Origin of the sequence: Acidicapsa acidisoli (genome assembly GCF_025685625.1) — a bacterium.
Classification (GTDB): domain Bacteria; phylum Acidobacteriota; class Terriglobia; order Terriglobales; family Acidobacteriaceae; genus Acidicapsa; species Acidicapsa acidisoli.
The window spans coordinates 58,568-73,380 of record NZ_JAGSYI010000001.1; the positions used below are offsets into that span (position 1 = coordinate 58,568).

General features: G+C 56.8%; 10 protein-coding genes and 1 pseudogene. 7 read left to right on the top strand and 4 right to left on the bottom strand.

The window, feature by feature from the left end:
- Position 1: 1 nt before the first annotated feature.
- The 4 genes from OHL23_RS00260 to OHL23_RS00275 all read right to left on the bottom strand — a co-directional run bounded on the left by OHL23_RS00260 (position 2) and on the right by OHL23_RS00275 (position 5,019).
- The gene (locus OHL23_RS00260) at positions 2–136 is read right to left on the bottom strand and encodes a thiamine pyrophosphate-binding protein (RefSeq protein WP_263349734.1); all 135 of its coding nucleotides are present in this window, start codon (positions 134–136) and stop codon (positions 2–4) included.
- A 144-nt stretch (positions 137–280) separates the two neighbouring features.
- On the bottom strand, positions 281–1,144 hold the full coding sequence (locus OHL23_RS00265) for an alpha/beta fold hydrolase (RefSeq protein WP_263349735.1): 864 nt from the start codon (positions 1,142–1,144) through the stop codon (positions 281–283).
- A gap of 78 nt (positions 1,145–1,222) precedes the next feature.
- Positions 1,223–4,162, bottom strand: coding sequence for an FAD-binding and (Fe-S)-binding domain-containing protein (locus tag OHL23_RS00270; protein WP_263349736.1), 2,940 nt, complete (start codon positions 4,160–4,162; stop codon positions 1,223–1,225).
- A gap of 35 nt (positions 4,163–4,197) precedes the next feature.
- Entirely contained in the window at positions 4,198–5,019 is an 822-nt protein-coding gene (locus tag OHL23_RS00275; RefSeq protein WP_263349737.1) for a fumarylacetoacetate hydrolase family protein, read from the bottom strand.
- Positions 5,020–5,817: 798 nt separating this feature from the next.
- Here OHL23_RS00275 and OHL23_RS00280 point away from each other — a divergent pair.
- From OHL23_RS00280 to OHL23_RS28620, 7 genes and pseudogenes are all read left to right on the top strand, one after another.
- On the top strand, positions 5,818–7,044 hold the full coding sequence (locus OHL23_RS00280) for a ligand-binding sensor domain-containing protein (protein ID WP_263349738.1): 1,227 nt from the start codon (positions 5,818–5,820) through the stop codon (positions 7,042–7,044).
- Entirely contained in the window at positions 6,960–9,245 is a 2,286-nt protein-coding gene (locus tag OHL23_RS00285) for an ATP-binding protein (RefSeq protein WP_396127310.1), read from the top strand. Before OHL23_RS00280 ends, OHL23_RS00285 begins: the two co-directional genes overlap by 85 nt.
- A gap of 98 nt (positions 9,246–9,343) precedes the next feature.
- Entirely contained in the window at positions 9,344–11,845 is a 2,502-nt protein-coding gene (locus OHL23_RS00290) for a PAS domain-containing protein (RefSeq protein ID WP_263349740.1), read from the top strand.
- A complete protein-coding gene (locus OHL23_RS00295) occupies positions 11,829–12,455 on the top strand; it encodes a response regulator transcription factor (RefSeq protein WP_263349741.1) in 627 nt (208 codons plus the stop codon). The genes OHL23_RS00290 and OHL23_RS00295 overlap by 17 nt, the downstream gene beginning before the upstream one ends.
- A 147-nt stretch (positions 12,456–12,602) precedes the next feature.
- Entirely contained in the window at positions 12,603–12,962 is a 360-nt protein-coding gene (locus tag OHL23_RS00300) for a response regulator transcription factor (RefSeq protein WP_263349742.1), read from the top strand.
- Between the two features lie 36 nt (positions 12,963–12,998).
- Positions 12,999–14,048: a sigma-54 interaction domain-containing protein gene (locus tag OHL23_RS00305; RefSeq protein ID WP_263349743.1), complete on the top strand. Its 1,050-nt coding sequence runs from the start codon at positions 12,999–13,001 to the stop codon at positions 14,046–14,048.
- A gap of 273 nt (positions 14,049–14,321) precedes the next feature.
- Positions 14,322–14,630 (top strand): annotated as a pseudogene (locus tag OHL23_RS28620) (two-component regulator propeller domain-containing protein); the annotation flags it as partial.
- Between the last annotated feature and the right edge of the window lie 183 nt (positions 14,631–14,813).

Genomic DNA, 14,813 nt, shown 5'->3' on the forward strand with positions numbered 1-14,813 from the left:
TCTATTGAATCTGGCTCTGCCGTCGAATCGAGTCGGTAATTCCGTTGAGGGAATCGCCGGAAACCCCGTAGAGCCTTTTCACGCCGGCCGCCGCAAGAGTTTGCACAAGCAGATCGGCCACTGTTTTTGTTGCCACTGTATTCCCTCCCTCTTCATCCTGCAAAGCGGTTCGTTCACTTGCATCGCCATTGTCGGCGTCCTCGCGCTAGGTAAGGCAAGTTGTCTCTCTCCTTTGGTGGAGACAACTCGCCAATTACGCGGCGCGCTTGCCCGATGTATTTCAAGGTTGCAGGAAATCGAGCAACGCGGCGGTCACTTGTTCGGGCTGCTCTTCGTGTGGCAGATGGCCTGACAGCGGGATGGGTGCAACCTTAAGATCTGAAGCCATGTCGTCCCAGAGTTTCGCCATGTCCATAATTTTCGCTCCGGCGAATTCGGCTCCCCACAGCGCCATCGTGGGGCATGCGATCCTCTTGTCCGCATCGGCGTAATCCTGCTCCAGATCCTGACGCCAGGCGCTATAGTCGGAAAAAGCGCCATGCAGACCGCCCGGCTGAGCATAAGCCTGCGTGTATACGGCGATGTCCGCGTCGCTCAACGCTTCGGGATTGTAGGTCCAGTCTCCGAAGAGGTAGCGCAGCCACATCTCTTCGCGCCCCTGTACCAGCGCCTGGGGAAGATGGGGCACACCTTGGAAGAGGAAAAACCAACCGAACTGAGCGAATGCCGCATTCTTTGTGTCAAAGATAACTTTGGTCGGGATATTGTCCAGCGCCGCAAACCGTTCGACCACTTCGGGATGATCTTTTACAAACCGCGTTCCTACTCGAGCGCCTCGATCATGACCGATAATGGTGGCCTTCTGAATGCCCAGGTGTCGCATCAGCCTTCGAATGTCGTTGGCCATCGTGCGCTTGTCATAGCCGCTCGCTGGCTTATCAGTGGCGCCATAGCCGCGCAGATCCGGGACGATGAGTCGATAATGTTGCGCCAGCGAGGTGATCTGGTAACGCCAGGCATACCAGGTCTCCGGGAAGCCGTGGAGCAAGACCACAGCAGGGCCTTTCCCCGCTTCTACAAAGTGCATCCGTAGACCGTCTAAGTCTGCGCGATGGTGCTGGATCATCGATAAATTGGCGTTCATAATGAGCTCCCCCTGTCGAAAATGATGAAAAATCTCTTGGCGCTAAAAGGCGTTGCCCCTCTAACGATCCTCTTGCAGCTATCTTGCTGCGCCATCGAGACGAGTCGTCTCCTCGAGCGCGAAGATGAATGACTCGTAAGGCTTACCGGTCGCTTGCTGCAGGCCCATCTCACAAGTCCGATTTGCTGAAAGGTAGACGTCGGCGGGATGCGCGTCTAGATAGGCCTTCTCCTCGCGTGTAGCCGAGACAACGAGCTCTGGGTGCAGTAAGCCGCGATCGCCGGCGGTTCCGCAGCACGTTGTTCCGATTGGAACGATAACGTCGTCGGCAACAGCCCTGGCGATCTCGATGAATTTCTCCTCGAGACCGAGATGGATCATGGAGCACGTCGGATGCACCGCCGCACTACCCAGCTTTCGTTCGATCGGAAGGCTTGGGAGCAACCGGTGGACCCAAACAATCGCGTCGACGAGTTCGATCTTATTGAATCGCTCTTGTCGCTCGCGGTCTATGTGAGTTCGTACATCGTCCAATAGGCCGTGAGTGCATGAAACAGCGTCGATCACGACGGGCAGGGCGCCCGCGTTGCTCCAGTCCCACATTGCGTCGGCGATCGCCGTGGCCATCCATTCATGACCAAGCCGGTAACCCTTGGAACTCCAAGGCGTTGAACAGCAAAGGCCACGCACGTTATCGGGGATCCAGAGCGGTTGCCCGGCGCGGGCAGATAGCGCCACAAGCGCCTCGGGAAGGCTCGGTCGCCGCGCCATGCCTCGCGCGCGGCCAAAGATGCGGTTGATGCAGGCCGGAAAATAAACCGCCGCTGCACCCTGACGCGAAGTCTGCGGAAGCCTGCCTGGGGCCTTCTGCGGCATGGGTCCGGGGACTGAGGGAACGAGGTCTTTGCTGAGTGCCGCTCTCGCCACCGCAGTCAGACCCGTCAAGGCTCTCACGCCAACAGTTCTCGAGATGAAATCAGTCACGCCTACTGCCATGCGGGCGATGGTTTCGACGCTATTCCAGCGCTTGGCGATAGCAAGCGCAACCTTCTCGCGCCCATCTGTGTTTTCGCGCTGGCGGAATGACTTGACAAGCGTCCCCGTGTTGATTGATACCGGGCAAGGCTCCGCGCATGATCCGTCGGCCGCGCAAGTCTGTATACCGTCGTATTCGTAGTCCTTGAGCAATTGCGCAAACATCAGTGAGTCATTCGGCTGGCGAGCCATCTCGCGCCGGACAACGATACGTTGCCGAGGTGTCATAGTAACGTTGCGCGATGGGCAAACCGGCTCACACATGCCGCACTCGATGCAACGCGTGGCTTCGGAGCCGTCGATCGCTGGGGAAGACTTAAATCGCTGCAAATGGATTCCCTCATCACGAGTAAGAACGCAGTCCGGAGCGAGCACACCGTATGGGTCGGCCAACCTCTTGATCCGCCACATCATCTCTGTGGCCTTATCGCCCCATTCACGCCGTACAAACGGGGCCATATTACGCCCCGTTCCGTGCTCGGCCTTCAGCGAACCGTCGTATTTGTCAATCACGAGCTCGACCAGTTCGTCCATGAATGCGCTGTAGCGGGCCCGATCGGCGGGGTCCTCCAGCCTTGGGGTAAGAGTGAAATGCAAGTTGCCGAAGGCCGCGTGCCCGGCCACGCCTGGCAGAAATCCGTGCTTGGTGAGCAGCGCCTGCAAGTCTTGTGCGCCTTCGGCGATGCGGGCTGGAGGAAAGCAGACGTCTTCATTGACGAGCGCGGATCCGTCCGGTCGCCCTTTCCCAATGATCCCGATCAGGCCTTCGCGTACCCGCCAGTCAATCTCCATCGCCTTGGCGTCACGGGTGAAGTCCAGAGGTTGGAGCAGATTGGCGTTGGCAGTAAGCGCGTGTGCCGCAGCTTCGATATGGTCAAGTGCGGCGTCATCCGCTGCGGTGAATTCGACCAACAGTGCGGCGGCCTTCGGATCGAGTGTCATCCAGTAGTGAGGTGTTCCCGGAAACGCCTGGACAGCAGCCGTCAGTGCTGGCGCCATCATGAGCTCGACGGCCTCTGCGCCGAGAGAGACGAGGCCGGGCACCAGCGCGACGGCCTCATCCATTGAAGGTAACGGAATCCATGTAACGCAGGTAGCGCCGGGGGTCGGGAGCGTGTCGATCACCGCTTCGGCGATGAACGCAAGCGTCCCTTCGGAACCAACTACGAGTCGGCGGAAGATTTCGAGCGGCGTGTCGGCGTCGAGCAGAGCGTCGAGCCGGTAGCCGTTCGTATTTCGGATCATGAACTTATGTCGGATTCGGTCGGTGAGTGGACGGTCGGCGATCAACTCAGCCCGCAGCTTGAGCAGACCCTGTGCAAGCTCTGGTTCGCTGCGCATGAGCGCTGCCTCGGCATCGGGCTGTGCCGTGTCAATGACGGTTCCAGAAGCCAGCACGAGGGTCATCGAGCGGACCGTGTTGTACGCGTTGCGCTCAATCTTGCACCGCATCCCACCTGAGTTGTTGGCGATGACCCCGCCGATCGTGCACGCATTGATGCTCGCTGGGTCAGGTCCCAGGCGACGACCGTGTTTGCGTAGGAAGGTACTGGCGTGCCCGAGAATAACACCGGGCCGGGCACGAAGCAGACTGCCTCCGTCCGCGAGCGACATGCCATACCAATGTTTACGGACATCGATCAGGATGTCGTCCGATTGCGCCTGTCCGCAGAGGCTCGTCCCTGCTGCGCGGAAAGTTGCATGTCGTCCGTTCTCGCGGCAGTATTTCAGTAAAGCGACAACGTCTCGGGTTGTGCGCGGAGTTACTACGACCTGCGGAATGAGGCGATAGGGGCTGGCGTCGGAGGCGTAACGGATAAGGTCAATGGCACGATGCAGAACTTGATCTCCGCCGATCAGTTTACTCAGCGCTTCGCGCAACTCCCGCGGCGTCCCGAAAACGCGTTCATCGGGAACGCGATCTTCAGCTGGTTTTCCCGATGTGTGACCGATTCGAGCCGTGTCTGGTTGTAGTAGTGCCATTTTGGGCGCTTCTCCTCGTAGGGTCTGCTGATGGGTCAGCGTTGAACGATCCGGTTGGCTATGCGGCCAATTCGCTCGATTTCAACTTCGACCACGTCGCCGTCGTGCAGGAATATGGGTGGTTTCCTGGCGACCCCGACGCCTTCCGGTGTGCCGGTAGCGATAACGTCGCCAGGCTTGAGCGTCATTGCCCCTGAAGCATAGGCTCCGATTTCCGCGCCTGAAAAGATAAGGCCTGACGTGTTGCCGTCCTGGACGATCTTGCCGTTGACGCGGGTCTGGAGATGCAATCGACCGGGATCTGGGATTTCGTCGGCCGTAACGATCCACGGGCCGAAAGGTCCTGAGCTGTCGGCGTTCTTGCCAAGTGTCCAGCGCTCGCTGGCCATTTGAAACTTACGGGCGCTGAGGTCGTTGAAACATGCATAGCCGAGGATCCCAGCCTTTGCGACCTCAGGTGTGACGTCTCGGAGCTCTGTGCCGACGACCACCGCCAACTCACCTTCCCAGTCGAAATGGTCATCGCGCGGTGGAATGGGGACGGATTGGCCATCGACGGACAGGGTCGAGCGCCAACGCGCAAAGATGTCGGGCTGCTCCGGCACCTTAAGCTGTGTTTCCTGAGCATGGGCGAGATAGTTCATGCCCGCGCAGAGTATGCGGGCCGTGTCCGGCAGCGGCGGAACTTGAATCAGGTTTGCGAGCGGCTCTCCACCGGAGCGCATCTGGGCGGCTGCCAATAGATTCTGCTGGGGGTTCGCCCAGAAGTCCTCAAGTTTGGCGACTGGCAGCGCCGTCTGATCGAGAACTCTGGCCATGATTCGGTCGTCGCCTTTCAGATATGCAATGAGTTTCATTGCTGATCTCCTTGATCTCAGCTCGTGACACTTCATTCAAAAGCAAGTGTGAGCCAAACTCGCTCCGCAGTTTCCGCGACCCGCGTTCCTTCTTCAACAAATATCCACCCAGCTATGGTCGATCCTGTGCCGCCACCGAAAATCACTAAAACACATTCTTCCGACTGCGTCTGCCCAGGTAACTGGGCGCCGTGACGTGTTGTCGGTGCCCTTCATGCTTATTTTTGTTTCTGTGCGTCAGGCTCACTCTTGGCCTACTTTGTTTTCACGAAATCGGCGGCCGACGCTCCATCGAGGGAAGGCGCACAGCCGTCTTCTCGCACTACGCGTTCCTTCAACGCTATGTAAGCTGCACAGCCGAATTTCTTGCGCAGACCAATTTGAGTGCCTGGCCGCAGGAAATAGTGTCCAGCCTTTTAACGGAGCACGGCGAATGCCAGGAATCAGAGTCGCAACATCGCCTGAATTCAAAAGGGTTGTGAAATAGCGTGTCTCGCCGGTATTCGTTGCGTGGCAAATCTCTGACGTCAAGGCGGAAAGGAGATTGACGTGACGCACGAGTGCAGTTCGCTCACGCGTTCAACTTATCCAACCTGATGGAGGTGAAGGATCAGCGAAGCGCAAGGGCGACGCCGCGAGGCGGGGGTCTGAAGGAACCTAGTGCCACGAGGCGTGGCTTGATGCGCAGGAAAAATTTTGCATGAGAATTGTGGCTCGTTTTCGGCCTTGACGGGGAGATCCAGAGCCGCGAGAGAATGCTATAAGATCTGGGACACGGGGCGCTCAGAGGGGGGATAAGTGCGGCGTCATGCGGGACTGCTGGCTACGGTGTCTTCTATTGTACTGGCGTGGTGCGCTTGCGCATTTGCGTTGGATCCGTCGCACGACATCAGCCAGTACGCGCATACGGCATGGAAGGCAGGCGCCCGTCTTACAACGGGCAAGATCAACGCGGTCGCTCAGACGCCTGATGGTTATCTATGGCGGGGCACAGATTTCGGCTTGCTCCGGTTCGATGGCGTGCGCGCGATTCCATGGCGGCCACCTGCCGGTCAGCAGCTGCCGTCTAACAATGTCTCTAGTCTATTGGCCGCTCGTGACGGGACCTTATGGATTGGTACGCGGAAAGGGCCCGCCAGTTGGAAGGACGGCAGACTAAAGGAGTATCCAGAGCTGGCGGTTTCGTACGTCGTCAGAATCCTGGAGGATCGCGAAGGTACGATATGGATCAGCGGAGCTGACTCTCTGATCGGTAAGGTCTGCTGGTTGCGCAGTGGCATGGCCGATTGTCAGGGAGAGAATGCACGGCTTGGCTCTGGAGCCTTCGGCCTCTATGAAGACCGTCAGGGTAATATCTGGGTGGGCGCGGTGAGCGGGCTGTGGCTGTGGAAACCCGGTCCTCGAAAATTGTACCCGTTGACGGGCGAAATGTTCGGCGTCGAAGCCCTGGGGGAAGACAACGAGGGCGCGCTCCTCGTCGGCTGGAAGGGCGGAATCCACCGGTTCAATGACGGCAAAATCGAAACGTATCCACTCCGCGGCGTTGGGCAATTCACTGCCACATGCATTCTACGAGACCGCGATGGTGGGCTGTGGATTGGCACACGAACAGAAGGCCTTGTGCATGTCCATCAAGGCAGGACAGATGTATTCACTCCGTCCGATGGCCTTTCCGGTGCCACCGTGCAGAATATTTTTGAGGATCGTGAAGGCAGCCTTTGGGTAGCCACGGGGAGCGGTCTGGACCGATTCCGCGATTTCCCGGTGGCGACGTTTGCTGCGGGTCAGGGTTTGTCAAGGGATCTCGTGAGCTCGGTTCTGGCAGATCGAGATGGAAGTGTCTGGGTGGCAACCTATGGTGGTCTAGACAGATGGCGGGACGGAGGAATCAGACCATGGGCAATCGCGAAGGGAAACTCAACGGACTTAATCCGACTTCGCTGTTTCAGGATAGCCGTGGGCAAATTTGGGTGTCCACGAATCGTGACTTTGGCTATCTGGCACACGACCGATTTGTTCCAATAAGCGGTTTCCCTGGCGGTATCGTGGACGGCATCGCGGAGGACGGCCGGGGCGACCTATGGGTCGCAAACCAAAATGAGGGGCTCATCCACCTATCTGCCAACAGAGTCGTGGAGGAAATTCCATGGACCCGCCTGGGACATAAAGAGAACGCAAAGGCCCTGACGGCAGACGCCGTGCGGGGCGGCCTGTGGCTGGGATTTTACGATGGAGGCGTTGAGCATTTCGCCGACGGTAAAATCCAAGAGTCGTATACAGCCGCCGACGGATTGCGCAAAGGCAGTGTAAACAGCTTTCGCATCGAGCAAGACGGCACATTGTGGGCCGCGACTGAGGGTGGCCTCAGCCGCTTGAAAGACGGCCGCTTTCTCACACTCGGCAGCAAGAACGGTTTGCCTTGTGACGGAGTGCACTGGACAGTCGAGGGCGATGACCGTTCCTTATGGCTGTATATGCAGTGTGGGCTGATTCGCATTGCACGTCCCGACGTAGAGGGTTGGACTGTTGCACTGGATAAGGATGACAAGCGAAGCATCGCATTCACAGCCTTTGATGGTTCCGACGGAACACCGACCTTCGCGGCGGCCCTCTGGCGCTACACGCCCGCAGTGACCAAGTTGTTGGATGGAAGGATCTGGTTCAAAGCTTTCGAAGGGGTCAGTGTCATTGATCCGCATCACCTTCCGTTCAACAAACTCCCGCCGCCGGTGCACATCGAGCAAGTCACCGCCGATCGGAAGACCTACTGGCAGAACTGGTCGGGCGACGCATCATCCTCGCTCCTGAGGCTGCCGCCGCTGGTGCGCGATCTCACAATTGATTACACGGCGCTGAGCCTGGTTATGCCGGAAAAGGTTCACTTCCGCTTCAAGCTGGAGGGACAAGATCGGGACTGGAGGGAGGTGGTCAACGACCGTGAGGTGCAATATTCGAACCTTGTGCCGGGCAAGTACCGCTTCCGCGTGACCGCCTGCAATAACAGCGGTGTATGGAACGAGGCCGGCGCATTCCTGGATCTTTCAGTCGCCCCGACGTTCTACCAAACGAACTGGTTCCGTGCTCTTTGCGTGGCCGCTTTCCTGACTTTGGTTTGGGTGCTGTATCGACTGCGTATCCAACAAGTACGGCACCAAGAAAGGAAGCTTCGGGATGTCGTTGAAACGATGCCGACGTTTGCCTGGACCACTCTGCCCGACGGCTCCGTGGACTTCGTCAATCGCCACTGGCAGGAATATACGGGGTTGTCCACCGAGAGTACAGTCGGCTCAGGTTGGCAAGCCGCTGTTCACCCCCAAGACTTAAAGCGCCACGCTGAAAAGTGGCGCGCCTCGGTGGCGACCGATGCGCCCTTCGAAAATGAGGTGCGCTATCGGCGGGCGGCGGATGGGCAATATCGTTGGTTCTTGACTCGTGCCGTGCCGCTGCGAGATGCGCGAGGCAAGATCGTCAAATGGTACGGAGTCTCGACCGACATCGAAGATCGCAAGCGCGCCGAAGAGCTACAGGCGGACCTCGCGCATATCACGCGCGTGAATACCATGGTGGAACTGACCGCCTCGCTTGCGCACGACATCAAGCAGCCAATTGGGGCGGCAGTAACAAATGCTGAAGCGTGTGCGCGACTACTTGATCGCGATCAGCCGGATGTGTTGGAGGCACGAGAAGCCGCTCTGGAAATGGCCAGAGACGCTAGGCGTGCAGCCCAAATCATCGACCGTGTCCGTTCGCTGTACCGAAAGGATTCTTCACACTGGGACATGGTCGACGTAAACGAAATCGTCGGCGAAATGGTCATGTTGCTACGAGGCGAGTCCCAACGGTATGGAATTTCGGTGCGCACGGAACTTGCAGAGGAACTTCCCACAATCAAGGCCGATCGTGTGCAACTGCAGCAAGTATTCATGAACCTCATGCTCAACGCAATTGAGGCAATGAAGGAAACCGGGGGCGACCTTAGCATCAGGTCGCAGCAGAATGAAGATGGTGAACTGCTGGTCTCAGTAACGGACAATGGCGTGGGATTGCCTGCCGGAAGAGCAGATGAGATCTTCAATGCATTTTTTACTACCAAGTCTCAGGGCACGGGTTTGGGACTGGCAATCACCCGTTCCATTGTGGAATCGCACGGTGGTCGCATCTGGGCCACTGCAAACTCTGAACGAGGGACAACGTTTTACTTTACGCTCTCCAGTACAGTCGCATGACTGGATGAGCTTTCTCGCTGCGAGCGAATCCTACTTTGCACCTGATGAGTGTATGAGCGATTCTATTGTGTAATGTGGCGTGAGGGTGAATAGCGGAGATGTCATCTCTGACCAAACGCGGAACCGGCGAAGGCGTTTATTCTTCGCCTCAGGTCGCGGGGCGGCGCTATGAAGCGGTACTTCGCCTTAGTGAATCTCTTTCCCAATGTCGGGATCCCGAGGATCTCACTGCGATCCTCTCTGAAGAACTGCGTGAGTTCCTCCCGTTCTTACAGTTCTACATCGTCGTCTACAGGGAGAACTCCGACGAAGTCGAATGGGCTGTAGTAGGGCGAGAAAAGAGCCTCATCGCTGGATACGCGAATGTGCCAGTTCAGGAACGACCATCCTGGCAGGCGTACAAGACCCAGGAACCTTACTACATCCATGATTGGGACACCGACGAGAGAGTCCCCGCACAACTGAAAAGGGGAATTGCAGATCAAGGGCTAAACGTCGGCCCCCTGGTTTTTGTACCCCTGACCACGCCGGATCGCCGTTTGGGCGCGTTGGGCATGTCCGGACCTGCCGCAACCGTCTACACCAGTGAGGACGTCAGCTTTCTGCAACTGATTGGCCGTGTGGTCGCATTTAGGATTTCCGACAGCTTCAATCTCCGGCAAGCGGAGGCAGCACGCTTGGAGTTGGAGCGCCAGAATGATCGGTTGCAACGCACTGAACGAGAGCTGCGCGAAGTGATCGAAACGATCCCGTGTATGGCGTGGTCTGCCACGGCAGACGGGAACGCCGAATTCTTCAATCGGCGCTGGTTGGACTACGCCGGGCTCACGGCGAATCAGGCGCGGGGCACCGGCTGGACAGCTGCACTTCATCCGAACGACCTCAATGGGCTTGTTGATTACTGGCAGCGAATTTTAGCCTCTGGTCGGCCAGGTGAGTTCGAGGCACGGCTGCGCCGTTTCGACGGAGAATACCGTTGGTTTCTGTTCCGCACAACTCCAAGCTTCGACGAAAATGGAAAAGTCATCAAATGGTATGGCACAAACATCGATATAGAGGAGCGCAAACGGGCGGAGCAGGATCTCAGGCGCAGCGAAGCTTATCTCGCCGAAGCACAGAGGCTGACCCAAACGGGTAGTTGCGCCATTCACGGGACAAGCCGCGAGATCTTGTACTGGTCCGAGGAAATGTTCCGACTTTTCGGCTTCGATCCGCAACTGGGTCTACCAAGGTTTGAGCAATGGGTGCAGTGCATTCACCCCGAAGACCGCGACAAGTTCAAGCTGGCGAGCGATAGGACCCTGCTGAAGAATCTAGATTGCGACGTTGAATTTAGAATCGTGAAGCCCGATGGAACAGTTCGACACATTCATGGTATCGGCCATCCAGTTTTGAGTCCCGACGGTGAGCTTGTCCAGGCGGTTGGCACGATGGTCGACATCACGGAACGCATACGCGCTGAAGAAGGTTTAAAGCGGAGTGAAACATACCTGGCGCAAGCCCAACGAGTGGCCAACATGGGGAGCTGGGTTTTCGACACAATTCGAATGAAACCCGTGCATCTTTCAACGGAATGGCATCGCCTCCAAGACTTCGATCCTAAAGACGGTATGCCCACCTGGGAGCAAAGGCTGCAGCGGATTTATCCCGCGGATCGGGTCAGATATGAAGGGGCATTCAAGCGAGCAATAGCCGAGAAATCGGATTTGGACGAGGAGTTCCGAATTCTGCTTCCGAACTCGACCGTCAGATATATTCGTTCCCTCGGCCACCCTGTTTTGGACGCATTTGGCGAAGTAATACAAATGATTGGGGTGATAATGGACGTGACCGAAGGCAGGCGGGCTGAGCAAGAACACGAGAGATTACGGCAGGAACTCGCGCATCTGTCGCATCTGAACCGAGTCAGTACGATCGGGGAGTTGACGGCCTCATTGGCCCACGAAATCAAGCAACCAATTGGGGCGGCGGTTACAAATGCTCAAGCGTGCTTGCGATTTCTTGATGGGGACCAACTTAATCTAATCGAGGCACGCGAGGCTGCATTGGAGATGGCCAGCGACGCCATGCGTGCGGCCGAAATCATTGACCGTGTCCGTTCCCTCTACCGAAAGGATTCTTCACATCAGGAGATGGTTGACGTAAACGAACTGATTCAAGAGATGATTGTTATGCTGCGCGACGAGGCCAATCGGCATTCCATTACAACGCGCACCGATCTCGGCCAAGGGCTCCCCAATCTGATTGCCGATCGCGTGCAGTTGCAGCAGGCATTGATGAATCTCATGCTCAATGGGATTGAAGCGATGCGGGACACGACCGGCGAGCTGAGCGTCAAGTCGCGGCTGGCTGAGAATTGTCAAGTGTTGGTTTCCGTCACGGATGCCGGGGTAGGGCTGCCCACCGAAAAGACTGACCAGATCTTTAACGCGTTCTTTACCACCAAACCGCACGGCACCGGGCTGGGACTTGCGATCACACGTTCCATTATCGAGTCACATGGCGGCCGCGTGTGGGCCACCGCAAACTCGGTGCGAGGGACAACGTTTCACTTTATCCTGCCCTACGGAAGGCTGTGCACGCATGACCCCCGCAAATGATGTCACAGTATTCCTTATTGATGATGACGCTCGTATGCGTGCGGCACTGGAGCGGCTCTTGAAGTCAGTCGGATTGCGCTCCGAATCGTTTGCAACGCCGCAAGACTTCCTCCGTCACAAACTTCCAGATGTCGCCAGTTGCCTCGTTTTGGATGTGCGGCTCCCTGGAATGAGCGGACTGGAGGTCCAACGCAAATTAAACGAGAGGAGAGTCAGCCTCCCTATCATCTTCATCACCGGTCACGGAGACATCCCCATGACCGTCGAAGCCATGAAATCGGGGGCGGTGGAGTTTCTGACAAAGCCTTTTCGGGATCAAGATCTCATCGATGCGATACAGCAGGCCCTGAAGCGTGACGATGAGTTGCGGCAACAACAGGCCGAGATTGCTCAATTGCGGGAACGCTACGCGAAGCTGACCGCACGTGAGCGCGACGTAATGCGTCTTGTTGTTTCCGGCATGCTTACGAAACAGATTGCCTCAACGCTCGCGTTGAGCGAGGTCACCGCGACCGTCCATCGAGGGCATGTAATGCGCAAGATGCACGCCAATTCTCCGGCCGAGTTAGGACGAATAGCAGAAAAACTTAAACTTCCTACAACGACCTAGACCTCGAGCCGCAAAGGCGGCTGCGCTCCTGCACGATTAAAGCTCACCCTATAGATACCTATCATTGTCCTTATCACAAGTCACAATTGCATTTTGCAGTGGCCGCATTGACCATGTACCTGTATGCCCAGAGCGAGGGTCCCAAAAATGGTCGCGGTTGTCGAAGACGATGAATCGTACCGGCTCGCGATGCAACGGTTTCTGAAATCAGCTGGCTTCTCTGTACGGTCGTTCCAGTCCGCAGAAGACTTCCTGGACTCAGGCTGCCAGCAGGAGACGGGTTGTCTTATTGCCGATATCCGCATGCCCGGAATGTCGGGCTTGGATCTTCAGGCGAAGCTGAACGAAGATCATTGCCCGATCCCCATTATTTTTGTTACGGCACATGGAGACGAAAAAATGCGGTTGCAGGCGATGAGAGGGGGAGCAGTGAAATTCCTCGCCAAGCCATTTGACGGCGCAATCTTACTGGAGGGTGTTCGAGCGGCCTTGGGAAGCGAAAGCTAAGACGGAGTTCAGCAAGGTTCTGACGAAAGGGATACTGTGGCCAGCTTCAAATCAATTCGGTCCGGGGACCAGGAGGACAGATATCGCCAATTTGATCAAATCATCGGACGGAGTGCGGCTCTTGAAGCAGTTCTTGAGAAGGTTGAACTGGTCGCGCCTACCACCTCAACGGTATTGATTCAGGGCGAGACCGGCACCGGGAAGGAACTGATAGCGAAAGCGATCCACAATATCAGTCCGCGCTACGACCGTCCCTTTGTGAAGGTCAATTGTGCTGCCATTCCTTTAGATTTGCTGGAAAGCGAGCTCTTCGGTCATGAGCGAGGAGCGTTCACCGGGGCGATCTCGCAGAAAATCGGGCGCTTCGAACTGGCCGACAAGGGAACGCTTTTTCTGGACGAGGTTGGCGATATTCCGCTGTGCTTGCAACCCAAACTGCTGCGTGTTCTGCAAGAGCAAGAGTTTGAACGTCTGGGAAGTACTCGGACCCACCGTGTGGACGTGCGCGTGGTGTCCGCCACCCACAGAGATCTTGAGTGCATGGTTAGGCGCAGCGAATTTCGCGGCGATCTCTACTATCGTCTCAATGTGTTTCCGGTGCAACTGCCGCCATTGCGGGCACGCGTTGACGATATACCTGCTCTTGTCAGCTATTTCGTTGATTTCTATGGCCGCCAGATCGGGAAACGCGTTGAACAAATTCCTGAAGAAACCATGTTGGCATTGCGCTCATATGACTGGCCTGGCAATGTGCGCGAGTTGCAGAACCTGATTCAACGCGCGGTAATCCTTTCTTATGATGGCGTCCTACAGAATCCTCTACCGTCGAATCATCTCGAGACGGTAACTGTAACATCGAAGTCCGCAGCGCTAAGAGAGGTTGACCGAGCCCTGATTTTGCAGGCGCTAGAAGCGGCCGGCTGGATGATCGGCGGCCCGGAAGGGGCGGCAGCCAAACTAGGACTCAAGCGCACCACACTGTTTTACAAAATGAAAAAGCTTGGCATTTCTCGCCCCGCCCCTACCCGTCGGGTAGGAGGTGCGGCGACAGCGCTCGAACCCGCGGAGTCATCTTCCACACTGTAAGACCTTCCCATGCTCATATTGAAGTCTCAGATCGAAAAGACGCCCGCCTTCATGGGGAGCGTTTTGCGCCTGCCGTTCGATCAGAAGCTTCTGATCAGGAAGCAGGTTCAAACCGTGTGTCGATATATCGACGCGGAGTCTCCCCCGCGTCACCGATCCGTTCTGTCCCTTCCCGGCAGGATCGACGGGCATGCATGCGAGTTTAGTTCATCAGGATTGCGTACTTCCGTTGCGAACACTTTTATTCCGGCTAGCAATCGAGGAATACTCTTCATGTGCCGAGCGATCATCTTGTTGGTAGTCGTTTGCTTTGATTCCTCAGTCGGCATTGCCCTCGACCCCACAAGTCACATCTCACAATACGGTCACAGTGTTTGGCGGGCGCAGGACGGATATTTCGGAGGAGCGCCAACGGATATTACACAGACCACAGATGGGTACATCTGGGTCAGAACTTACAGCGGGCTCTTCCGGTTTGACGATGTGCAGTTTGTTCGCTGGAGCGCACAATCCGGAGAGGTATTGCCTTCAACCTCGGTTAATTCCATGCTGGGCGCGAGGGATGGCAGCCTCTGGGTCGGAACCGAAGCCGGCCTGGCTCACCTTGTCAACGGGCGACTGACTCTGTACGAAAAAGGATGGGTAACTGCGCCCCTCATTCAGGATAGAGATGGAACAATCTGGTTCCTCCACGTTCGACCCGGTGACCGGACACATCCTCTTTGTCAGGTTCTGCAGGGTGAAGTTCATTGCTACGGAAAAGAA

Excerpts from the sequence above, each read along its gene's own strand:
- OHL23_RS00265 (WP_263349735.1), bottom strand. The coding sequence starts at position 1,144 with ATGAACGCCAATTTATCGATGATCCAGCACCATCGCGCAGACTTAGAC.
- OHL23_RS00270 (WP_263349736.1), bottom strand. The coding sequence starts at position 4,162 with ATGGCACTACTACAACCAGACACGGCTCGAATCGGTCACACATCGGGA.
- OHL23_RS00275 (WP_263349737.1), bottom strand. The coding sequence starts at position 5,019 with ATGAAACTCATTGCATATCTGAAAGGCGACGACCGAATCATGGCCAGA.
- OHL23_RS00290 (WP_263349740.1), top strand. The coding sequence starts at position 9,344 with ATGTCATCTCTGACCAAACGCGGAACCGGCGAAGGCGTTTATTCTTCG.
- OHL23_RS00295 (WP_263349741.1), top strand. The coding sequence starts at position 11,829 with ATGACCCCCGCAAATGATGTCACAGTATTCCTTATTGATGATGACGCT.
- OHL23_RS00300 (WP_263349742.1), top strand. The coding sequence starts at position 12,603 with ATGGTCGCGGTTGTCGAAGACGATGAATCGTACCGGCTCGCGATGCAA.